This window comes from Cyanobium sp. Cruz CV13-4-11 (genome assembly GCF_024346055.1).
Taxonomy (GTDB): Bacteria; Cyanobacteriota; Cyanobacteriia; order PCC-6307; family Cyanobiaceae; genus Cyanobium.
The window spans coordinates 21,817-41,332 of the sequence record NZ_JAGQCH010000026.1; the positions used below are offsets into that span (position 1 = coordinate 21,817).

Here is a 19,516-nt window from a genome sequence, read left to right on the forward strand (position 1 = left end):
GCAGGAACGCGATGGTCTTCGATTGGTTCAAACGGGCCGTGGCCCAGCCCGACCCGACGCCCGAACCGCTGCCCGCTCCCGAGGCCGAGCCGGAGCCCGAAGCGGCCCCTGCGGCAGAGGAGTCGCTGCAGCCTGCGGAGCCGGTGGCGGAACCCACGCCGGCCCCAGCCGCTCCCGCCGGCGCCGGTGTCGATGAGGACGCCCTGGCCTGGGCGCGTCAGGCCTACGCCCGGCTCAAGGCCCAGCAGCAGGAGGCGGCCCGCCCGCCCGTCACCCCTGAAGCCGCACCGGCAGCACCCGAGCCCGAGCCCCCTGCCGCTCCTCCCGTGAGCCCGGGCCTGTCCCTGCTGGAGCAGGCCGCCGCCCAGCGCCAGCAGCGCCTCCAGGAGATCACCGCCCCCGCCGAGCCAGCCCCGGCCGTGCCTCCGGCCGCCGCAGAGGCCGATGCCGCCGACCCCAGCCTCGGGGCCTTCGATGCCACGTTCACCTGGTCGGCCGAGGTGCTGGCGGCCCAGGGGCGGCGCGCCGAGGACGTCTCCCTCGAGGAGATCGACTGGCTGGGCCGGCTGCGCCGCGGCCTGGAGAAGACCCGCAAGGGCTTCGTCACCCAGCTGCTGGAGAACCTCGGCGACGATCCCCTCACCCCGGCGGTGCTCGACGATCTTGAATCCACCCTGTTGCGCGCCGATGTGGGCGTCAAGGCCACCGACCAGGTGCTCGAAGCCCTGCGCCGCCGCCTCAACGAGGAGGTGGTGGATCCTGCCGAAGGCCTGCGCTTCCTCAAGGAGCAGCTGCGTGGCCTGCTGGATGCCCCCATCCGCGCCGGTGACACCGCCGTGCTGGCCCCCCAGCGCGAGCGGCTCAACGTCTGGCTGCTGGTCGGGGTGAACGGGGTCGGCAAGACCACCACCCTCGGCAAGCTGGCCAACCTGGCGGTGCGCAGCGGCTACAGTTGCCTGATCGCCGCCGCCGACACCTTCCGGGCCGCGGCGGTGCAGCAGGTGAGCGTCTGGGGTGAGCGCAGCGGTGTGGCGGTGGTGGCCAACCCCAGCGCCAACGCCGATCCGGCGGCCGTCGTCTACGACGCCATCGGCGCAGCCCGCTCCAAGGGCACCGAGCTGGTGCTGGTGGACACGGCCGGCCGGCTGCAGACCAAGCACAACCTGATGGAGGAATTGGGCAAGGTGCGGCGCACCATCACCAAGCTGGCGCCGGAGGCGGTGGTGGAGTCGCTGTTGGTGCTCGATGCCAGCCAGGGCCAGAACGGCCTGCGCCAGGCCATGGCCTTCGCCAGTGCCGCCGGCCTCACCGGGGTGGTGCTCACCAAGCTCGATGGCAGCGCCCGCGGCGGCGTCGCCCTGGCGGTGGCCTCCGAGGCGGGGCTGCCGATCCGCTTCATCGGAGCCGGTGAGGGCATCCGCGACCTGCGGCCCTTCAACAGCTTCGAGTTCGTCGAGGCGCTGCTGGCCTCCTGAGTCCCGTCCCCGCTGCTACCTTGCGTGTCCTTTGCGGCCGCTCGGTGAGCAGCCTGCCGCTTCCGCAGCCCCTCTCCACCCCGACGGTGTCCCCGTCACCTGATCGAGGGTCGTCGTCGGTCACGGCTTCGCTGCGCCAGCTGCTCGACAGCCTCGGCCGGGAGCAGCGCCGCAACCAGGAGCTGCTGGCGTCGTTGTCGTTCGCCCTGCGCAGCTACACCAACCTCAAGCGCTTCCTCGAGTTGGTGCCCCTGGTGGCTGCGCGGCTGGTGGAGGCCGAAGGCAGCCTGCTGGTGGTGTTCCATGCTGATGGGCGGCTCTGGCGCGAGCAGCTCCAGGCCACCGCCGGTGAGCGCAGCGCCGAGGTGCTGCGCCAGCTGGCGGCCCTGCCCGATGGCCAGCTCCAGAACCAGGAGGGTGATGAGGCCGTCGCGGTGCTGCTCGACCCCCTGGTCCAGCGGCTGCTCGGCGCCCAGCAGGTGTTCGCCACTTCCGTGGTGGCCCGCAGCCGCCAGCGGGGCCGCCTCTACGTCTTCAGTGGCCGGCGCGGCTTCAGCTGGAGCGACGTGCGCCGCCGCCACCTCCAGCTGGTGGCCGACCTCACCGGCGTGGCCCTGGAGAACGAGGTGCTGCAGCAGGACCGGCGCCGCCATGAACGGCTCGACCGCCAGCTCAGCATCGGCGCCGAGGTCCAGTCCCAGCTTCTGCCTGACCACTGCCCTGTGATCGACGGCGTCGAGCTGGCGGCCCTCTGCCGTCCGGCCTTCCAGGTGGGCGGCGACTACTACGACTTCATCCCCACCCAGCCCCAGCTCACCGGTCACCGGCGCGAGCAGGCCCCCTGGGCGCTGGTGATGGGGGATGTGATGGGGAAGGGGGTGCCGGCCGGCCTGCTGATGACCCTGCTGCGGGGCATGCTGCGGGCCGAGGTGCTCAGCGGCCTGCCCCCGGATCGCATCCTCCACGACCTCAACCAGCTGGCCCAGGAGGACCTGGCCCACTCGCACCGCTTCGTCACCCTCTTCTATTCCGACTACGACCCCCGTACCCGCCTGCTGCGTTACGCCAACGCCGCCCACAACCCGCCCCTGCTGTGGCGCCGCCAGTCGGGCCGGGTGGAGCGGCTCGACACCCCCGGCCTGCTGATCGGCCTGCAGAGCGAGGCGGAGTACGGCTGCGGCGAGCTGCAGCTGGAGCCGGGCGATGTGATCCTTTACTACACCGATGGCGTCACCGAAGCCAGCGGCTTCAGCGGCGAGCGCTTCGATGAGGAGCGGCTGGTGAAGGCCTTCCAGGGCGCCTGCCGGGTGGCCCATGAGGCCCAGACGATCCTGGATCGGTTGTTCGATCGCCTCGACCGGTTCGTCGGCAGCGACCGCCGCCTCGAGGACGATGCCTCGATGGTGGTGCTGAAGGTGCGCGACGGGGTGGTCCTGCCCTCCCTGCCCCCGACCTGAGACGGATGGCAAGCTGAAGGGCTGCCCGGAACCCCGTGATGGCCGCTGACCCCTCCCCCAACACCTGGAGCGATCGCTTCGAGCAGGGTCTGCATCCGGCGATCGAGCGGTTCAACGCCTCGATCGGTTTCGACATCGCCCTGCTCCAGGAGGATCTCGACGGCTCGATCGCCCACGCCCGCATGCTGGGCCGCTGCGGTGTGATCACCCCGGAGGAAGCCGAGCGGCTGATCGAGGGGCTCGAGGCCATCCGCTCCGAGGCGGCCGCCGGCCGCTTCACGCCGGGCCTCGAGGCGGAGGACGTGCATTTCGCCGTGGAGCGGCGGCTGATCGAACGCCTCGGCTCCCTCGGCAAGAAGCTGCACACCGGCCGCAGCCGCAACGACCAGGTGGGCACCGACCTGCGCCTGTGGTTGCGGCGCCGCATCGACCACATCGATGCCGCCCTGGTGCGCTTCGAGCGGGCCCTGCTGGCCCAGGCTGAAGCCCACCCCGACACGCTGATTCCCGGCTACACCCATCTGCAGCGGGCCCAGCCGGTCTGCCTGGCCCACCACCTGCTCGCCTACGTGGAGATGGCCGAACGCGACCGCCAGCGCCTGGCCGACGTGCGCCGCCGCGTCAACATCTGCCCCCTCGGGGCGGCGGCCCTGGCGGGGACGCCGGTGCCGATCGACCGCCGCCAGACCGCCGCCGAACTGGGCTTCGAGGCCATCTACGCCAACAGTCTCGATGCGGTGAGCGATCGCGACTTCGCTGTCGAGACGATGGCGGCGCTGTCGTTGGTGATGGCCCACCTCAGCCGCCTGGCGGAGGAGGTGATCCTCTGGGCCAGTGAGGAGTTCGGTTTCGTGGGGCTCACCGACCGCTGCGCCACCGGCAGCAGCCTGATGCCCCAGAAAAAGAATCCTGATGTACCCGAACTGGTGCGCGGCAAGAGCGGCCGGGTTTTCGGCCATCTGATGGGGCTGCTGACGATGATCAAGGGTCTGCCCCTCGCCTACAACAAGGACTTCCAGGAGGACAAGGAAGCCCTGTTCGATGGGGTGCGCACTTGCCTCGATTGTCTTGAAGCGATGGCCGTGCTGTTCGAGGAAGGGCTCGCGTTCCGCCCCGCCCGGCTGGAGGCTGCCGTGGCCACCGATTATTCCAACGCCACCGATGTGGCCGACTATCTGGTGGCCCGGGGCGTGCCCTTTCGGGAGGCCTACCAGCTCGTCGGTGGGCTGGTGAAGGCCTGCCTGGTGGAGCAGCGGCTGCTGGCTGACCTGCCCCTGGAGCGCTGGCAGGAGCTGCATCCCTCCTTCGAGGCGGACATCCATGCCGTGATCGCGCCGCGGCAGGTGGTGGCGGCCCGGCGTAGTGAGGGCGGCACCGGATTCGAGCGGGTGGCCGAGCAACTGCGGCTGGCGCGTGAGCGCCTCGACCAGACCCCCTGAGGCGCGTCGCCATCCACCCCTGGCCCCCCGGCGCTGGCTGGGGCGGTCAGTCGTGGGAATCGCGCGTCTCCGTCTAACCTTGGCGGGTCTCAGGCGCTTGCGCGCGCCATCGGTTCCCCCTCATCGGTCAGTGAGTATTTTCGTCGGCAATCTTCCCTTCCGCGCTGAGCAGGAGGACGTGGCTGAGTTGTTCGCTCCCTTCGGAGACGTGGTCAATTGCTCTCTGCCACTGGAGCGTGACACCGGCCGCAAGCGGGGCTTCGCCTTCGTCGAGATGGCCGACGCCGACACCGAGACCCGGGCGATTGATGCCCTCCAGGGCGCCGAGCTGATGGGCCGTCCCCTGCGCATCAACAAGGCCGAACCCCGCAGTGGCGGCGGCGGTGGTGGCGGTGGAGCCCCGCGCCGGGGTGGCGGCGGCTACGGCGGTGGTGGTGGCGGCGGTTACGGCGGCGGTGGAGGTTATGGCGGCGGTGGCGATCGGGGCTCCGGTGCCAAGGGCTGGGAAGACCGCAGCTACGGCGGTGGCGGTGGTGCCGCGGGCGGTGGCGGTGCCGCCCCCGATGCCTTCGAAGCGGGCCGCTCCCGCCGGCGCCGCACCGGCGGCGGTGAGTACGGCGGTGGCGGCGATTACGGCGGCGCCGAAGTCTGAAGCGGCCGGGACACCGGGCTGATCCGCGTCACAGGCCCCGTTCCTCCAGCTGCCTGGCGGCGGCCTCCAGCACCTCCGGGCCGGCGCCGGCCTGGCCGGCCTCCCGGGTCAGCCAGCCGCGCCAGCCGCGCGCCCCGCTGACCCCTTCCACCACCTGCACCAGGTGCCGGGCGATCGGCCACAGGCGTCCGCCCGAGGCGCACCAGCGCTCAGCGTGGGGCAGTACCCCCCGGAGCACCGTCGAGGCCCGGGCCTCGACCGCGCCCCCATCCCCGAAAATCTGCCCGTCCACCCCCGCCCAGCGCAGGGGGTGGGCGTAGGCCGCCCTGCCCACCATCACCCCGTCCACCCAGGCCAGCTGCTCCCGGCAGGGTGCAAGCTCCTCGAGGCCGCCGTTCAGTTCGATCCTCAGCGCCGGCCGCTCCCGTTTGAGCCGGTGCACCAGATCCCAGCGCAGGGGCGGCACGGTGCGGTTCTGCTTGGGATCGAGGCCGTTCAGCCACGCCTTGCGGGCATGGACGGCGAAGCGGGCGGCGCCGGCGGCGGCCAGGGTGTCGACGAAGGCCAGCAGTTCGGCGTAGGAATCCCGCTCGTCGATGCCGATGCGGTGTTTCACCGTCACTGGCAGGGGCGTGGCCGCCGCCATCGCCGCCACGCAGCGGGCCACCCGCTCCGGCTCCGCCATCAGGCAGGCCCCGAAGCGGCCCTGCTGCACCTTTTCGCTGGGGCATCCCAAGTTCAGGTTGATCTCGTCGTAGCCCCAGTCGGCCCCCATCCGGGCGGCCTCCGCCAGCAGCTCCGGGTCGTCGCCCCCCAGCTGCAGCACCAGCGGGTGCTCGATTGGATCGAACCCCAGCAGCCTCTCCAGCCGCTGCTGCCGCTCCCCCATCCGGGAGGCGGAGCCCTCCAGGGCGATGTGGTGCAGCGCCCGGGCCACCACCATCTCGGAGTAGAGCAGGCAGTGCCGGCTGACCTGCCGCATCAGCACCCGGAAGTGCCGATCGGTGCAGTCCAGCATGGGCGCCACACTGAAGCGGTAGTTGTGCTCCATCGCCCCATGCTGCCCAGCCGTGCCTCCGTGGTGGTGGTGGGAGGTGGTCCTGCGGGCTTCATGGCCGCCATTGCGGCGGCCGAAGCGGCCGGTGGCCGCTTCCCCGGGGGCGTGCTGCTGCTGGAGTCCACCCCCGAACCGCTGCACAAGGTGCTGATCAGCGGCGGTGGTCGCTGCAACGTCACCCACGCCTGCTGGGACCCGCGGGCGCTGGTGGATCACTACCCCCGTGGCGGCAAGGCCCTGCGGGGGCCCTTCTCGCGCTTCGCCACCGGCGACACGGTGGCCTGGTTCCAGGCCCATGGCCTGCAGCTGGTGCAGGAGCCTGACGGCCGCCTGTTTCCCCGCTCCAACCGCTCCAGCTCGGTGGTCGACACCCTGCGCCGGGCGGCGATCGCCGCCGGGGTGGAGCTGCACACGGCCCAGGCGGGCCAGGCGGCCCTGGCCCTCCACGGGGGAGGTTTCCGGCTGCGATTGCGCTCAGGGGCCGAGCTGGAGGCCGAGCACCTGGTGCTGGCCACAGGCAGCCACCCCAGTGGCCACCGCATCGCCGCCTCCCTGGGCCATGGCCTGGTGGCGCCGGTGCCCTCCCTGTTCACCCTCACCCTGGCCGATCACCCCCTGGTGGACCTGGCCGGGGTGGCCATGGATCCGGTGCAGCTGGAGCTCCTGCTCACGCCCCTGCCGGGAATCGCCGCCAGCACCGCCACCAAGCCCCAACGGCAACGGGGGCCGGTGCTGATCACCCACTGGGGCCTCAGCGGTCCGGCCACCCTGCGGCTCACGGCCTTCGCCGCCCGCGTCCTGCGGGAGCGTCGCTACCGGGCAGAGCTCCGGGTCGACTGGACCGGTGGCCGTAAACCGGCGGACCTGGAGGGGTGGTTCGCCGACGCCCGCCGCAACCAGGCCCGCCGTCAGCTGGCCAACTGGCGCCCCTGGCCCGACCTCAGCCGCCGCCTCTGGCTGCACCTGCTGGCCCAGGGCGGCATCGACGCCAGCCTGCGCTGGGCCGACCTGCCCCGCCGCAGTGAACAGGCCCTGGTTAGCGCCCTGCGGGACAGCCGCTATGCCATCTCAGGCCGTGGCCCCTTCGGCGAGGAGTTCGTGACCGCCGGAGGCATCCCCCTGGCGGAAGTCAACCTGGCCACGATGGAGAGCCGGCTTCAGCCGGGGCTGTTCCTGGTGGGGGAACTGCTGGATGTGGATGGCGTCACGGGTGGCTTCAACTTCCAGCACTGCTGGAGTTCGGGCTGGCTGGCGGGCCAGGCTCTGGCGGCTCAGCGCACGTGCTCGTAGATCGAGAACATCGGCAGGTACATGGCCAGCAGCACCGATCCCACGATGATGCCCACCAGCACGATCATGGCCGGCTCGAGCATGGAGGTCATGGCCTTCACCATCGTGCTGACCTCGTCTTCGTAGAAGTCGGCCACCTTGGAGAGCATGGCGTCCATCTCGCCGGTTTCCTCGCCGATGGCGAGCATGTTCACGCACATCTCGGGGAACACATTCTTCATTCGCAGGGCGGCGCTGAGCGGCATGCCTTCACTCACTTCATTCTTGCAGGAGATGATGGCATCGGAAATCACGGAATTGGTTGCCGTTTCCCTCACGATCTCCAGGGAAAGAAGGATCGGCACACCCGCCTTGGAAAGGGAGCTCAGGGTGCGGCAGAACTGGGCGCTGGCCGTTTTCTCGAGCAGTTCTCCGAACAGGGGCAGCTTGAGCAGCAGGCCATCGATCTGCCGGCGGCCGATCGGGGTGTTGTAGGTGGAGACCACCCAGAAGGCAAAACCCACCAGACCACCAAGCAGGATCAGGGCCTTCCAGGAGCGCAGGAAATTACTCAGATTGAGCATCATCTGGGTGAACAGGGGCAGTTCCGCCCCCAGCTGATCGAAAACGCTCGAAAAGGTGGGGATCAGGAAGATGGTCATGCCCAGGAACACCGCAATCGCGATCACCAGCACGGTGACCGGGTAGCTCATGGCCCCCTTGATCTGGTTCTGGAGCTTGGCGTTGTCCTCCAGCAGCTTGGCCAGACGCTTGAGGGTGTCGTCGAGGACGCCGCCGGCTTCGCCCGCTTCCACCAGGGCGATGCTGAGGTTGTCGAACACCTTTGGCCAGCGGCGCATGGAGTTGCCCAGGCTGTCGCCCTGGTTCACGTCCTGGGTCATGGCCGCCAGAGCCTGGCGCATCTTGGTGGAGCGCTGCTGCATCCGCATCAGGTCGAGGCTGCGCAGGATGGGCACGCCGGCGTCCACCAGGGCGGAGAGTTTGTTGGCGAACAGGGCCTTGTCCCGGATCGTGACCGGGCCCTCGAGCAGGTCGGCCAGGCCGCTAAAGGAGGAGTTTGCCTTCTTGACGCTCCCCTGGGGCACCTTCGGCGCCTCCTTGCGCACCAGGGTGTTGGGCAGGATGCCGCGGCGGCGCAGTTCCCGCCGGGCGACGGAAGGGTTGTCCGCCGTCAGCGTCATCTCCCGGCGCTGGCCGGACTTGGTGGTGTAGGTGACGACGAAGGCGGTCATGGCGGCGCTCGGGGGAAACGGGGGTCGGCGTCCGGGGGAAGGGGATCAGAGGAGGATCATCGCTCGAGAAGCCTGACGAGCTCCTCGGGTTTGGTGGTTTTCAGCAGGGCCTCCTCGCGGTTGACCTTGCCGTCCTCCACCAGATTGGCGAGGGCGCGCTCGAGGGTCTGCATGCCCTGGCTGGCGCCGGTCTGGATCTGGGAATACAGCTGGGAGGTTTTGCCCTCCCGGATCAGGTTGGCGATGGCGGGGTTGTTGATCATGATCTCCTGGGCCATCACCCGCCCGAAGGCCCCCTTGCCGGTGGGCTCGGCGCTCCTGCAGAGGGTCTGGGAGAAGACCGCCAGCAGGCTGCCGCTGAGCTGCACCCGGATCTGGGTCTGCTGGCCGGCAGGGAACACGTCCACCATCCGGTCGACGGTCTGGGCGGCGGAACTGGTGTGCAGGGTGCCGAAGACGAGGTGGCCGGTTTCGGCGGCGGTGATCGCCAGCTGGATCGTCTCCAGGTCGCGCAGTTCCCCCACCAGGATCACATCGGGATCTTCCCGCAGGGCCGCTCGCAGGGCATTGGAGAAGCTGCGGGTGTCCTCGTTGAGCTCCCGCTGGTGAATGATCGACTTGTTGTTTCTGTAGGTGAATTCGATCGGATCCTCGATGGTGAGGATGTGCTCCGAACGGGTGGCGTTGATGTGCTGGATCAGGGAGGCCAGGGTGGTGGTCTTGCCGGAACCGGTGGGCCCGGTGACCAGGACGAGCCCCTTGGGCTTGTTGCTGATTTCCTCGACGATCGGCGGCAGGCCGAGCTCCTCCAGGCTGGGGATCGAGTTGCCGAGGGCCCGCAGGCAGGCCGCGTAGGTGCCCCTCTGGCGGTAGACGTTGATGCGGAAACGGGCGACGCCCTTGAGTCCGTAGGAGCAGTCCAACTCCCAGTTCTGCTCGAGATTCTTGCGCTGGGCGTTATTGAGCAGGGAGAAGATCAGACGGTTGCAGCCCTCCTCGCTGAGATTCGTGTCCTGGACGATCGGCCGCAGCTGGCCACTGAAGCGGCCGTAGGGCGGATTCCCTGCCGACAGGTGCAGGTCGCTGCCTCCGGCCTTGACCAGCTCCTGCATCAGGTCCTCGATCAGAAGGTCCATTCCGCTCAGCTCCGAACGCTCAGACAGTAGGGACATTCCAACCATTCGTCCTCAAGGCCTGCCCCGCAGCTGCGGCAGGTGAGGGTGCTCAGGGCCCGGGCCCGTCGCTCCGATTCCAGGCCCGTGTCGGTGAGCAGCATCCGCTCCACCTCCTCGAGGGTGGTCATCCCCTGCCGCACGAGGTCGAGGCCATAGCCCAGCAGTGTTTTCATGCCGCTTTCCAGGGCCAGGCGGCGCAGCTCCTCGGTGGTCGAGCGCTTGGCCACGGCGGCGGAGAGGGTTTCGTTCATCCTCAGGATCTCGTAGACCCCAACCCGGCCCTTGTAGCCCCGCCCCTGGCAGGTGCTGCAGCAGCCCTCCGAGCCGGGCGACACCGTGTTGGCGTGGTAGAAGGTGATATCGCTCTCATCGGAGGCCACCAGGCCGAACCGGGCCAGTTCGCCTTGGTGGGGGTGATAAGAGATGCGGCACTCGCTGCACAGGCGACGCAGCAGCCGCTGCGACACCACCCCCAGCAGCGAAGCACTCACCAGGAAGGGCTCCATCCCCATCTCATCGAGCCGGGCGAAGGCGCTGGCGGCGTCGTTGCAGTGCAGGGAGGTGAGCACCAAGTGGCCCGTAAGGGCCGCCTCGATGGCCGTGCGTGCGGTTTCCAGGTCGCGGGTCTCCCCCACCAGCAGCACGTCCGGGTCCTGCCGCATGAAGGCGCGCAGGGCGGAGCTGAAGTCGTAGCCCTTCTCCCGGTTCACCTGGGTCTGGGTGATGCCCTCGAGGGTGTATTCGATCGGATCCTCGACGGTGGAGATGTTGATCGTGGGCTCGTTGCGTTCCGAGAGCAGGGCGTAGAGGGTGGTGGACTTGCCGGAACCGGTGGGTCCGGTCACCAGGATCATCCCGAAGGGCTTGGAGCCGATGTCCCGCAGGGTGGCCCTGGCCGCTTCGTCAGTGATCAGGCTGTCCAGACCAAGCTGGGTGGCGCCGCTGTCGAGCAGCCGCAGCACCACCTTCTCGCCGTAGCGGCCTGGAAGGGTGCTGACCCGGAAATCGATCCTGCGCTCACGGAAGCTGCGGCGAATCCTGCCGTCCTGGGGCATGCGCCGCTCGGCGATGTCCAGGTCGGCCATGATCTTGAAGCGGGAGGTCACCGCCGGGATCAGGGAGCGGGGCAGCTTGTCGATACTGCGCAGGACACCGTCCTGGCGGAACCGGATCAGCAGGCCGTCTTCCTGGGGTTCGACGTGGATGTCGCTGGCGCCGGTGATGAGTGACTCGACCAGGATCCTGTCCACCAGGCTCATCACCGGGGAGATCCCCTCGCCGGAGCTGCTGGCTTCGAGGTCCTCGGTTTCCGATGCGATCTGCCCCTGCGGCGTGGCGGCCTGGGCCAGGTCGAGGTCGCTGAACAGGGACGTGCGCTCCGCTCCGGTGACCTGGGGACGCTGGGTGAGACCTTCTATTGGCATCGAGGGAAGGATCGGGAGCGAAGCCTGGGGCCGAGGTGCGGGCTTCCACCGCTTGTGGAGGAGGCTCCCGGGGATTCAACATAACGGCATCTGACATCCCTGCCAGAACGCATGACCGGCGACATCACCCCCCCCCATGAGGAACCGATCGATCCCCGGGAGGGCGCGGTCGACGCGGCCCGGGTGGAGGAGCTCCTCGAGACCCTGCAGGTGAAGGCTGACGGAGATACGGACGCCCTGCCGGCTGACGCGGCCTCCGAGCCCTCTCCATCCCCTGAGGGGGAGGCCGGTGATCGCCGCGGCCAGCTCGAAGCCGAACTGGCCGCCCTGCGCAGCGAGAACGAGTCGCTGCGGGGCCAGTACATGCGCATCGCCGCCGACTTCGACAACTTCCGCAAACGCCAGAGCCGCGACAAGGAAGACCAGCGCCTGCACATCACCTGCACCACCCTCACCGAGATCCTGCCGGTGGTCGACAACTTCGACCGGGCCCGCCAGCAGCTCAATCCCCAGGGCGAAGAGGCCCAGACCCTGCATCGCAGCTACCAGAACCTTTATAAACAGCTCGTTGATGTGTTCAAGCAGCTGGGGGTTTCACCGATGCGGGTGGAAGGCGAACCCTTCGACCCCAGCCTTCACGAAGCGGTGCTGCGCGAACCCAGTGAGGACCACCTGGAGGATGTGGTGATCGAGGAGCTGCAGCGGGGCTACCACCTCGATGGCCGCGTGCTCAGGCACGCCCTGGTCAAGGTGTCCATGGGCCCCGGTCCGGCCGGTGGGGCCAGCCCCTCTGAGGCCCCGGCCCCCCCCAGTGAGGGGCAATCCGACTGATGGCCGACTATTACGACCTGCTCGGTGTCAGCCGGGACGTGGATGCCGACAGCCTCAAGAAGGCCTACCGGCGCCTGGCTCGCCAGTACCACCCGGATGTCAACAAGGACCCGGCGGCGGAAGATCGTTTCAAGGAGATCGGCCGGGCCTATGAGGTGCTCAGCGATCCCCAGGCCCGGGCCCGCTACGACCAGTTCGGCGAAGCCGGTCTGGGCGGTGGCGCAGGCATGCCCGACATGGGCGACATGGGTGGCTTCGCCGACCTGTTCGAAACCTTCTTCAGCGGTTTCGGTGGGGCCGGCGGCCCTGCCGCCGGAGCCGCACGCCGCCGCGGACCGCGCCAGGGTGACGATCTGCGCCTCGACCTCACGATCAGTTTCAGCGAGGCGGTGTTCGGGACCGAGAAGGATGTGCAGATCCGCCACCTCGAAACCTGCACCACCTGCAGCGGCTCGGGGGCCAAGGCGGGCAGCGGCCCCACCACCTGCGGCACCTGCGGCGGCGCCGGCCAGGTGCGGCGGGCCACCCGCACCCCCTTTGGCAACTTCACCCAGGTGGCGCCCTGCCCCACCTGTGAAGGCACCGGCCAGGTGATCGCCGATCCCTGCTCCGCCTGCGGCGGCCAGGGCCTGCAGCAGGTGCGCAAGAAGCTGCGCATCAACATTCCCGCCGGTGTCGACTCGGGCACCCGGCTGCGGGTCGGCCAGGAGGGCAACGCTGGCCAGCGGGGCGGGCCGGCGGGCGATCTCTATGTGTTCCTCGCGGTCCAGGCCCACCCGCACCTGCGCCGGGACGGGGTCACGATCCATTCCGAGGTGTCGCTCAACTACCTCCAGGCGATCCTGGGCGACACGATCGAGGTGGAGACCGTCGACGGCCAGGAGCCCCTGGAGATCCCCCCCGGCACCCAGCCCGGGGCCGTGATCACCCTGCAGGGCAAGGGGATTCCCCGCCTGGGCAATCCGGTGGCCCGTGGCAACCACCAGTTCACCATCAAGGTGCAGTTGCCCACCAAGCTCAACGGTGAGGAGCGGCAACTGCTCGAGCAGCTGGCCGGACACCACACCAGCAAGGGCCAGCGCCACCACCACAAGAGCGGCCTGTTCGGCGGCCTGTTCGGTTGAACGATCCGGTGGCCCTCGATCTGCGGGGCACCGCCTGCCCCGTGAACTTCATCCGGGCGCGGCTGGCGCTCGAAAGGCTGCCAACGGGCGGCTGGCTCCAGATCGACCTGGACGGGGGCGAACCGGAGCAGATGGTGGCCGAGGGCCTGCGCTCCGAGGGTCATGCCGTGGAACTGGTCGTCCCTTCGCCCTTCGCCCCAGGGGACGGGGTGCGGCTCCTGGTGCGACGGGATGGGGGCTGAGCCGCTGCCGGGGCGGGTGGTGGCCCTGCAGGCCAACTATTGCCTGGTGGATCTCGATGGGCCCTGCGAGCTCGGCACCGATGGCTCCGAGCCGGGCAGAGGCGGCCGCCTGCTCTGCACCCGGCGCACCCGCCTCGACAAGAGCGGCCTGCAGGTGTGTGTCGGTGATCGGGTGACGGTGGCGTCTGTTGACTGGCGGGCACGGCGGGGATCGGTGGTGGGCCTGGAACCCCGCCACAACCTGCTGCAGCGGCCGGCGGTCGCCAACGTCAGCCAGGTGGTGGTGGTGGTGGCCCTGGCGGAGCCGGGCCTCGATCCCCTGCAGCTGACGCGGTTCCTGGTCACCGCCGAGGCCACCGGCCAGCCGGTGCAGGTGGTGCTGAGCAAGGCCGACCTGCTGCCGGCGGCCGAGGTGGAGGCGTGGTGCCGGCGGCTGGAGGGCTGGGGCTACGCCACCGTGGCTGTCTCGACCCACACCGGGGCGGGCCTGGCGGCCCTGCGCCGCCAGCTGGGCCAGCCGGGCATCGCCGTGTTCTGCGGCCCCTCCGGCGTGGGCAAGAGCAGCCTCCTCAATGCCCTGGCCCCCGACCTGGAGCTCCGCGTCGCCGCCGTGTCCGGGCGGCTGCGGCGGGGACGCCACACCACGCGCCATGTCGAACTGTTCCCCCTGGCTCCGGGGGTCCTGGTGGCGGATTCACCGGGCTTCAACACCCCCGCCCTGCCCAGCGATCCCCAGACCCTCGCCGCCGCCTTCCCGGAGCTGCTGGCCCGGCTCAGGGCCTCCCCCTGCCGGTTCGCCAACTGTCGTCACCAGGGGGATCCCGGTTGCGCCATGGGCGGCACCTGGGACCGCCATGGCCTCTATGGGCGCTGCCTGGAGGAGGTGGAGGCCCTGGCGGTGGTCCGCTCCCGTGGGGGCCAGGGCCGCCAGGGGGAAGGGGGGATGCGCCAGCGGGGCGACCGGCTCGAGCCCCTGCTCAATCCCCAGCTGCGCCGCTCCTCCCGCAGTACGCGCCGTCAGGCGCTGGATGGGGAGCTCAGTTCCCCAGACCGGGAAGATTGAGATCCAGGCCGCCGGTGAGGGTTTCCATCCGCTCGCGCATGGTGGTGGTGGAGACCTCGTAGGCCTTGCAGAGGGCCGCCAGCACGGCCGCCTCGACGGCTTCGGCCGGTTCGCTGAGCAGTTCGGGGCTCAGCTCGACCCGCAGGGGCTGCTGGTTGCCGGTGAGCCAGACGCTGGCGCGGCCCTCGGGATCGCTGCCCTGCAGCTCCATCGCATCGAGCTCCTCCTGGAGCTTCTGGGCGTCTTGCTGAATCTGCTGGGCTTTGCGGAAAGCTTCGGTCAGCTGTCCGAAATTGGGAAGTCCGAAGCCGGCCATACCAGGGAGTCATCGTTGGCCACCAGGCTAGAACCCCAGGCGTTTGACCTCCGGGTGCAGCCGCACGCCGCGTGCCTCCAGCACCCGTTGCTGCACCAGCCTGATCAGGACATCGATGTCGGCGGCGGTGGCGGAGCCGGTGTTGACGATGAAGTTGGCGTGGATCGGCGACACCTGGGCATCGCCGATGCTCAGCCCCTTGAGGCCGAGGGACTCGATCAGCTGCCCCGCCTTGAGTGGTTCGGGGTTGCGAAAGACGCTGCCGCAGCTGGGTTGCTGGTAGGGCTGGGTGCTGGTGCGGCTGTGCAGGTTGGCGCTGGTGCGCGCCGTGAGGATGGCCGGATCGTGGCCGGGCTCCAACCGGAACCGCGCCGAAAGCACCAGCAGCGGTTCGTCCTGCAGGCGGCTGTGGCGGTAGGCGAAGGCCAGATCGGCGGCCGCCAGGCGGAAGGGGGCCTCGGGCCGGCGGGGATCCAGCACCCACACCGAGTCCAGCCACTCCGCCGTGCAGCCCCCCTGGGCGCCGGCGTTCATCACCACGGCCCCACCCACCGTGCCGGGGATGCCCACGGCCCACTCCAGCCCCCGCAGGCCGCTCCTGGCGGCCTTGCGGGCCAGGGTGGGGATCGGTTCGCCCGCCTCCGCCTCCACCCAGCCCTCGGCCAGGTCCAGGCGGCTGCCCTGCAGGCGGCGGTTGCAGAGGGTGAGGCCGTCGAGGCCGCCGTCGGCGATCAGCAGGTTGGAGCCGGCGCCGATGCAGCGGAAGGGCAGACCCGCGGCCGCCGCCCAGGCGGCGTGGGCGATCAGCGCCTCCTGGTTGGCGGGTTCGGCGAACCAGGCGGCGGGCCCGCCCACCTTCCAGGTGGTGAACTCCCGCAGGCAGACGGACGGGCGGGGTTGGCTGGACGGGGCCGCGACCATCCCCTCAGGCCACCAGTGCCGAAGGGCGTTCGTGTTCGTCGAGGGCCCCCAGGCGGTCCCAGAGGCTGTTGACGTCGCCGGCTCCCATGGCCAGCACCAGGTCTCCTGGGCCGGTGCCGCTGGCCACCAGCTCCGCCAGGGCCTCCATGCTGGCCGCCACCGCCACCGGCAGGTCGGGGGCGAGGGCCCGCACCGCTTCGGCCAGGGCCGGGCTGGAGATCCCCGCCATCGGGGCCTCGCCGGCGGCATAGAGCGGCGCCAGCAGCACGGCATCGGCGTGGGCCAGGGCGGCGGCAAAGTCGTCCAGGAACTGGGCGGTGCGGGTGTAGCGATGGGGCTGGAACACCGCCACCAGCCGGCGGGGCACCAGCGGCAGCGGGCTGCGGCCGCTCTCCACCATCAGTCGGGCCATGGCCAGGGTGGCCGCCACTTCACTGGGGTGGTGGGCGTAGTCGTCGACGATCGCCCGGTCCTGCCACAGGCCGCGGCAGTCGAAGCGGCGCCCGGGTGGTCGCAGGCCCGCCACCGCCTGGCGCAGGTCGGCGAAGGGCACGCCCTCGAGGCGGCAGGCCGCCATCGCCGCCACGGTGTTGCTCAGGTTGTGGCGACCGGGCAGGGGCACCTCCAGGGTGCCCAGGGCCACCCCCTGCTCAAACCAGGTGGCCAGGGTGCCGTCACCCCGCTCCTCCAGGGGGATGGCAGCGAAGTCGATCCCCTCGCTGCTGCGGGTCGACCACCAGCTGGTGGCCTGGAAGTGCTCGCGCAGCACTGGGCAGTCCCGGTTGGCAAGCAGGGTCGTGCAGCCGCTCGCAAAGCGCTGCAGGGTGGCCACCAGGGAGGCCAGGTCCGGGTAGTGGTCGGTGTGGTCGAGTTCGACGTTGGTGAGCAGCCCGAGCCGGGGGTTGAACTTCACCAGGGAGCCGTCCGATTCATCGGCTTCGGCCACCAGCAACCGGCCCTGGCCATGGCGGCCATTGCTGCCGAAGGCGGGCACGATGCCGCCGATCACGGCGGTGGGGTCCTCGCCGACGGCCTCCAGCAGGGTGGCGATCAGGGTGCTGGTGGTGGTTTTGCCATGGCTGCCGGCCACGGCGATCGAGGGCTGGTCGTTGATCAGCGCCGCCAGCACGTCGGAGCGGTGCACGACCGACAGGCCGCGCCGACGCGCCTCCACCAGCTCCTCGTTGGCGGCGGGCACCGCCGAGCTGATCACCACCATCGGGGCGCCTTCGGCCGCCATCACCGCGGCGATGGTGGCGGCGGTCTGCTCCTGGAACACCCGCACCCCGGCGGTCCGCAGCTGCTCAAGCACCGGGCTGGGACGGGGATCGGAGCCGCTCACCAGGAAGCCCCGTTCCGCCAGGATCCCTGCCAGGGCGGACATGCCGATCCCACCGGCCCCGATGAAGTGGAGCGGCTGACGGCGATCAAGCTTTGGGATCAAGGGGGACTCCTGGCCTTGCCGAAAATAACGGCAGGTCTGCCCACCCCCCTTTGCGGGATACTGCGCTTTGCCGACCGTCCGATCCGGGGCCTTTGGCTGCGGGAAAGAGCAGGACCCCATTTCTGTATGATCGGCTGCCAAAATCCCCCCTTGCTAGCGGGTTCCACCGCTTTCTGCCATGACCTTGCGCGTTGCGATCAATGGATTTGGTCGAATCGGTCGGAACTTCATGCGCTGCTGGCTCAGCCGCGGTGAGAACACCGGCATCGAAGTGGTCGGTCTGAACGACACGTCCGATCCGAAGACCAACGCTCACCTGCTTCAGTACGACACGATGCTCGGCCACATCCGCAACGCGGAAGTGAGCTACACCGATGACACCATCATCGTGAATGGCAAGCCGATCAAATGCTTCTCCGATCGCAATCCCCTCAACCTTCCCTGGAAAGAGTGGGGCGTGGATCTGGTGATCGAAGCCACCGGCGTCTTCATTGATCAGAAAGGTGCCGGTAAGCACATCGAGGCTGGTGCCAGCAAGGTGCTGATCACGGCTCCCGGTAAGGGCGAAGGCGTCGGCACCTTCGTGGTTGGTGTGAACGCCGACCAGTACCGCCACGAAGATTTCGACATCATCAGCAACGCCAGCTGCACCACCAACTGCATGGCGCCGATCGTCAAGGTTCTCGATCAGAGCTTTGGGATCGTCAAGGGCATGATGACCACCACCCACAGCTATACCGGTGACCAGCGCATCCTCGATGCCAGCCATCGCGATCTGCGCCGTGCCCGTGCTGCCGCCGTCAACATCGTGCCCACCTCCACCGGTGCCGCCACGGCCGTGGCTCTTGTTTACCCGCCGATGAAGGGCAAGCTCAACGGCATTGCCATGCGCGTTCCCACCCCCAACGTTTCGGTTGTCGACCTCGTCCTTGAAGTCAGCCGCGGCACCACCAAAGAGGAGGTCAATGCCGTGCTCAAGGAATCCTCCATGAACGGGATGAAGGGGATCATCAAGTACTGCGATCTCCCCCTGGTCTCCACCGACCACGCCGGTACCGATGAATCCACGATCGTGGATGCCGACCTCACCCTGGTGATGGGCGACAACATGGTCAAGGTGATCGCCTGGTACGACAACGAGTGGGGCTACAGCCAGCGCGTGGTGGACCTGGCCGAGGTGGTGGCCCGCAACTGGAAGTGAGGTTCGGGCCCAGTCCCCCCAGATTGTTGAGCTGTCCTGTGGGGCGGCCCCTTTTGTTCTGGCTGGCCGGTTTCCCACGGCGCAGGGCACTCACGGAGGCGAAGGGGCCAGGCGGCGGACCTTCCGAACCAGCGCGGTCGTATCCGGTTCAGACTGCCCCCATCGCCCCGGAGCCATGCCGCCCGATATCCGCTGGCAGCAGCGCTTCGCCAATTTCTGCCAGGCCCTGGATCTGCTGGAGACCTTTTTTCAGCCTCCCGCGCTCAATGAGCGTGAGCGCCAGGGCCTGATCAAGGCTTTTGAATACTGTTTCGAGCTGGGCTGGAACACCCTGCGGGACCTGCTGTTGGCGGAGGGCAACGCCGGCCTGATTGGATCGCGTGACACCCTGAGGCTGGCCTTCCGGAGCACCGCTGAGCAGGTGAGCGAGCAAGTGGCCACTCGCTATCTGCCCTGTTTTCAGGAGCTGCGCCTGGTGCTGAGCGAGCGCGTTCAAGCCACTGCCGCTGGCGAGGGGCATGGCTGAGATTCCAGGCGCTGCGGCCGCTACCCCCGCCGCGATACCGGGTCTGCCGCCGGAGGCCTCAGCCCGCCTGCTGGCCCTGCTCAGTGCCGAGCCCGCCGTGGAGGAGGTTTGGCTCTACGGCTCCAGGGCCATGGGCCGCCATCACGCCGGCTCCGACATCGACCTCACCCTGGTGGCGCCGGGCCTGAGCCACCAGGGACGCCTGCGCCTGATGGGAGCCCTTGATGACCTGCTGCTGCCCTGGAGCATCGACCTCTCCCTGCGGCACGAGCTGCCCGAATCCCTGGCTCAGCACGTGGCCCGGGTGGGGCGGCGGCTGGTGCCTGGCTGAGCGCCGCCGGCATGACGCTTGTTGCCAGATGCCGATTCGATTGGGCGAATGCTTGACAATCCCCCCCCCGATAAAATTGATTTTAAAATAAGCAAAGCCATGAAATTGTACAAATCTATTATCCATTCTGCCATCATTAGTGCTTCGATTGTGGCAGCTTCGCTTCCAGTTCGCGCAGCGATTGTTACGTAGGGCTTGCTGAGGAACCCAGATCTACTGCAGCGCAGCTGGTTCCAGCCAGAGTCTTACGCTAGAATGCGCGCAAATCAGCCATTTGTGGGCTAGAAGAATTCGCTGAGCTGTAAATGTACGTCTT

19 protein-coding genes are annotated in these 19,516 nt (G+C 69.1%); 12 read left to right on the top strand and 7 right to left on the bottom strand.

What is annotated here, in order from left to right; genetic code table 11:
• The first annotated feature begins 11 nt into the window (after positions 1-11).
• The 4 genes from ftsY (at position 12) to KBZ12_RS15795 (ending at position 5,023) form a co-directional block, all read left to right on the top strand.
• Positions 12-1,475, top strand: a complete 1,464-nt coding sequence (gene ftsY, locus KBZ12_RS15780; RefSeq protein ID WP_254958954.1) for a signal recognition particle-docking protein FtsY — start codon at positions 12-14, stop codon at positions 1,473-1,475.
• Between the two features lie 86 nt (positions 1,476-1,561).
• Positions 1,562-2,932 (top strand): GAF domain-containing SpoIIE family protein phosphatase, encoded by a 1,371-nt coding sequence (locus KBZ12_RS15785; RefSeq protein WP_254958955.1) that lies wholly within the window; start codon positions 1,562-1,564, stop codon positions 2,930-2,932.
• A gap of 38 nt (positions 2,933-2,970) precedes the next feature.
• Entirely contained in the window at positions 2,971-4,371 is a 1,401-nt protein-coding gene (gene argH / locus KBZ12_RS15790) for an argininosuccinate lyase (RefSeq protein ID WP_254958956.1), read from the top strand.
• A gap of 130 nt (positions 4,372-4,501) precedes the next feature.
• Positions 4,502-5,023, top strand: a complete 522-nt coding sequence (locus KBZ12_RS15795) for an RNA-binding protein (protein WP_254958957.1) — start codon at positions 4,502-4,504, stop codon at positions 5,021-5,023.
• 28 nt (positions 5,024-5,051) lie between these two features.
• On the opposite strand, the gene dusA is transcribed toward KBZ12_RS15795, so the two are convergent.
• Positions 5,052-6,074, bottom strand: coding sequence for a tRNA dihydrouridine(20/20a) synthase DusA (gene dusA / locus KBZ12_RS15800; protein WP_254958958.1), 1,023 nt, complete (start codon positions 6,072-6,074; stop codon positions 5,052-5,054).
• A gap of 6 nt (positions 6,075-6,080) precedes the next feature.
• Between dusA and KBZ12_RS15805 the strand changes: the two genes are divergently transcribed.
• Positions 6,081-7,370, top strand: coding sequence for an NAD(P)/FAD-dependent oxidoreductase (locus tag KBZ12_RS15805; protein WP_254958959.1), 1,290 nt, complete (start codon positions 6,081-6,083; stop codon positions 7,368-7,370).
• Here KBZ12_RS15805 and KBZ12_RS15810 read toward each other — a convergent pair.
• The 3 genes from KBZ12_RS15810 to KBZ12_RS15820 are packed head-to-tail and all read right to left on the bottom strand — an operon-like array spanning position 7,352 to position 11,201.
• Positions 7,352-8,602: a type II secretion system F family protein gene (locus tag KBZ12_RS15810; protein WP_254958960.1), complete on the bottom strand. Its 1,251-nt coding sequence runs from the start codon at positions 8,600-8,602 to the stop codon at positions 7,352-7,354. The genes KBZ12_RS15805 and KBZ12_RS15810 overlap by 19 nt on opposite strands.
• Positions 8,603-8,658: 56 nt before the next feature.
• Positions 8,659-9,738 carry a type IV pilus twitching motility protein PilT gene (locus KBZ12_RS15815; RefSeq protein WP_254958961.1) on the bottom strand — a complete coding sequence of 360 codons (1,080 nt, stop codon included), beginning with the start codon at positions 9,736-9,738 and terminating at the stop codon, positions 8,659-8,661.
• Positions 9,739-9,743: 5 nt separating this feature from the next.
• Complete coding sequence (locus KBZ12_RS15820; RefSeq protein WP_254958962.1) at positions 9,744-11,201, bottom strand: GspE/PulE family protein; 1,458 nt, start codon at positions 11,199-11,201, stop codon at positions 9,744-9,746.
• Positions 11,202-11,312: 111 nt separating this feature from the next.
• Between KBZ12_RS15820 and grpE the strand changes: the two genes are divergently transcribed.
• From grpE to rsgA, 4 genes are read left to right on the top strand one after another with little or no spacing between them, the layout of a single operon-like run.
• On the top strand, positions 11,313-12,032 hold the full coding sequence (grpE, locus tag KBZ12_RS15825; RefSeq protein WP_254958963.1) for a nucleotide exchange factor GrpE: 720 nt from the start codon (positions 11,313-11,315) through the stop codon (positions 12,030-12,032).
• Positions 12,032-13,156: a molecular chaperone DnaJ gene (gene dnaJ, locus KBZ12_RS15830; protein WP_254958964.1), complete on the top strand. Its 1,125-nt coding sequence runs from the start codon at positions 12,032-12,034 to the stop codon at positions 13,154-13,156. Before grpE ends, dnaJ begins: the two co-directional genes overlap by 1 nt.
• Positions 13,153-13,398, top strand: a complete 246-nt coding sequence (locus tag KBZ12_RS15835) for a sulfurtransferase TusA family protein (protein ID WP_254958965.1) — start codon at positions 13,153-13,155, stop codon at positions 13,396-13,398. The genes dnaJ and KBZ12_RS15835 overlap by 4 nt, the downstream gene beginning before the upstream one ends.
• Positions 13,388-14,461, top strand: coding sequence for a ribosome small subunit-dependent GTPase A (rsgA, locus tag KBZ12_RS15840; protein WP_254958966.1), 1,074 nt, complete (start codon positions 13,388-13,390; stop codon positions 14,459-14,461). The genes KBZ12_RS15835 and rsgA overlap by 11 nt, the downstream gene beginning before the upstream one ends.
• On the opposite strand, the gene KBZ12_RS15845 is transcribed toward rsgA, so the two are convergent.
• From KBZ12_RS15845 to murC, 3 genes are read right to left on the bottom strand one after another with little or no spacing between them, the layout of a single operon-like run.
• Positions 14,436-14,777 carry a YbaB/EbfC family nucleoid-associated protein gene (locus KBZ12_RS15845; RefSeq protein ID WP_254958967.1) on the bottom strand — a complete coding sequence of 114 codons (342 nt, stop codon included), beginning with the start codon at positions 14,775-14,777 and terminating at the stop codon, positions 14,436-14,438. The genes rsgA and KBZ12_RS15845 overlap by 26 nt on opposite strands.
• A 27-nt stretch (positions 14,778-14,804) precedes the next feature.
• A complete protein-coding gene (murB, locus tag KBZ12_RS15850) occupies positions 14,805-15,698 on the bottom strand; it encodes a UDP-N-acetylmuramate dehydrogenase (protein ID WP_254958968.1) in 894 nt (297 codons plus the stop codon).
• Between the two features lie 4 nt (positions 15,699-15,702).
• Positions 15,703-17,139 carry a UDP-N-acetylmuramate--L-alanine ligase gene (gene murC / locus KBZ12_RS15855; RefSeq protein WP_254958972.1) on the bottom strand — a complete coding sequence of 479 codons (1,437 nt, stop codon included), beginning with the start codon at positions 17,137-17,139 and terminating at the stop codon, positions 15,703-15,705.
• A 181-nt stretch (positions 17,140-17,320) separates the two neighbouring features.
• On the opposite strand from murC, the gene KBZ12_RS15860 reads away from it, so the two are divergent.
• The 3 genes from KBZ12_RS15860 (at position 17,321) to KBZ12_RS15870 (ending at position 19,200) form a co-directional block, all read left to right on the top strand.
• Positions 17,321-18,343: a type I glyceraldehyde-3-phosphate dehydrogenase gene (locus tag KBZ12_RS15860; RefSeq protein ID WP_254958969.1), complete on the top strand. Its 1,023-nt coding sequence runs from the start codon at positions 17,321-17,323 to the stop codon at positions 18,341-18,343.
• Positions 18,344-18,518: 175 nt separating this feature from the next.
• Positions 18,519-18,869: a nucleotidyltransferase substrate binding protein gene (locus tag KBZ12_RS15865; RefSeq protein ID WP_254958970.1), complete on the top strand. Its 351-nt coding sequence runs from the start codon at positions 18,519-18,521 to the stop codon at positions 18,867-18,869.
• Positions 18,862-19,200, top strand: a complete 339-nt coding sequence (locus tag KBZ12_RS15870) for a nucleotidyltransferase domain-containing protein (RefSeq protein WP_254958971.1) — start codon at positions 18,862-18,864, stop codon at positions 19,198-19,200. Before KBZ12_RS15865 ends, KBZ12_RS15870 begins: the two co-directional genes overlap by 8 nt.
• The last annotated feature ends 316 nt before the right edge of the window (positions 19,201-19,516 follow it).

Bases quoted from the DNA above. Each gene is read 5' to 3' on its own strand.
- grpE (WP_254958963.1), top strand. From the start codon at position 11,313: ATGACCGGCGACATCACCCCCCCCCATGAGGAACCGATCGATCCCCGG.
- rsgA (WP_254958966.1), top strand. From the start codon at position 13,388: ATGGGGGCTGAGCCGCTGCCGGGGCGGGTGGTGGCCCTGCAGGCCAAC.
- KBZ12_RS15805 (WP_254958959.1), top strand. From the start codon at position 6,081: ATGCTGCCCAGCCGTGCCTCCGTGGTGGTGGTGGGAGGTGGTCCTGCG.
- KBZ12_RS15845 (WP_254958967.1), bottom strand. From the start codon at position 14,777: ATGGCCGGCTTCGGACTTCCCAATTTCGGACAGCTGACCGAAGCTTTC.
- KBZ12_RS15815 (WP_254958961.1), bottom strand. From the start codon at position 9,738: ATGGACCTTCTGATCGAGGACCTGATGCAGGAGCTGGTCAAGGCCGGA.
- KBZ12_RS15810 (WP_254958960.1), bottom strand. From the start codon at position 8,602: ATGACCGCCTTCGTCGTCACCTACACCACCAAGTCCGGCCAGCGCCGG.
- dusA (WP_254958958.1), bottom strand. From the start codon at position 6,074: ATGGAGCACAACTACCGCTTCAGTGTGGCGCCCATGCTGGACTGCACC.
- KBZ12_RS15865 (WP_254958970.1), top strand. From the start codon at position 18,519: ATGCCGCCCGATATCCGCTGGCAGCAGCGCTTCGCCAATTTCTGCCAG.
- KBZ12_RS15860 (WP_254958969.1), top strand. From the start codon at position 17,321: ATGACCTTGCGCGTTGCGATCAATGGATTTGGTCGAATCGGTCGGAAC.
- argH (WP_254958956.1), top strand. From the start codon at position 2,971: ATGGCCGCTGACCCCTCCCCCAACACCTGGAGCGATCGCTTCGAGCAG.
- ftsY (WP_254958954.1), top strand. From the start codon at position 12: ATGGTCTTCGATTGGTTCAAACGGGCCGTGGCCCAGCCCGACCCGACG.
- dnaJ (WP_254958964.1), top strand. From the start codon at position 12,032: ATGGCCGACTATTACGACCTGCTCGGTGTCAGCCGGGACGTGGATGCC.
- murB (WP_254958968.1), bottom strand. From the start codon at position 15,698: ATGGTCGCGGCCCCGTCCAGCCAACCCCGCCCGTCCGTCTGCCTGCGG.
- KBZ12_RS15870 (WP_254958971.1), top strand. From the start codon at position 18,862: ATGGCTGAGATTCCAGGCGCTGCGGCCGCTACCCCCGCCGCGATACCG.
- KBZ12_RS15820 (WP_254958962.1), bottom strand. From the start codon at position 11,201: ATGCCAATAGAAGGTCTCACCCAGCGTCCCCAGGTCACCGGAGCGGAG.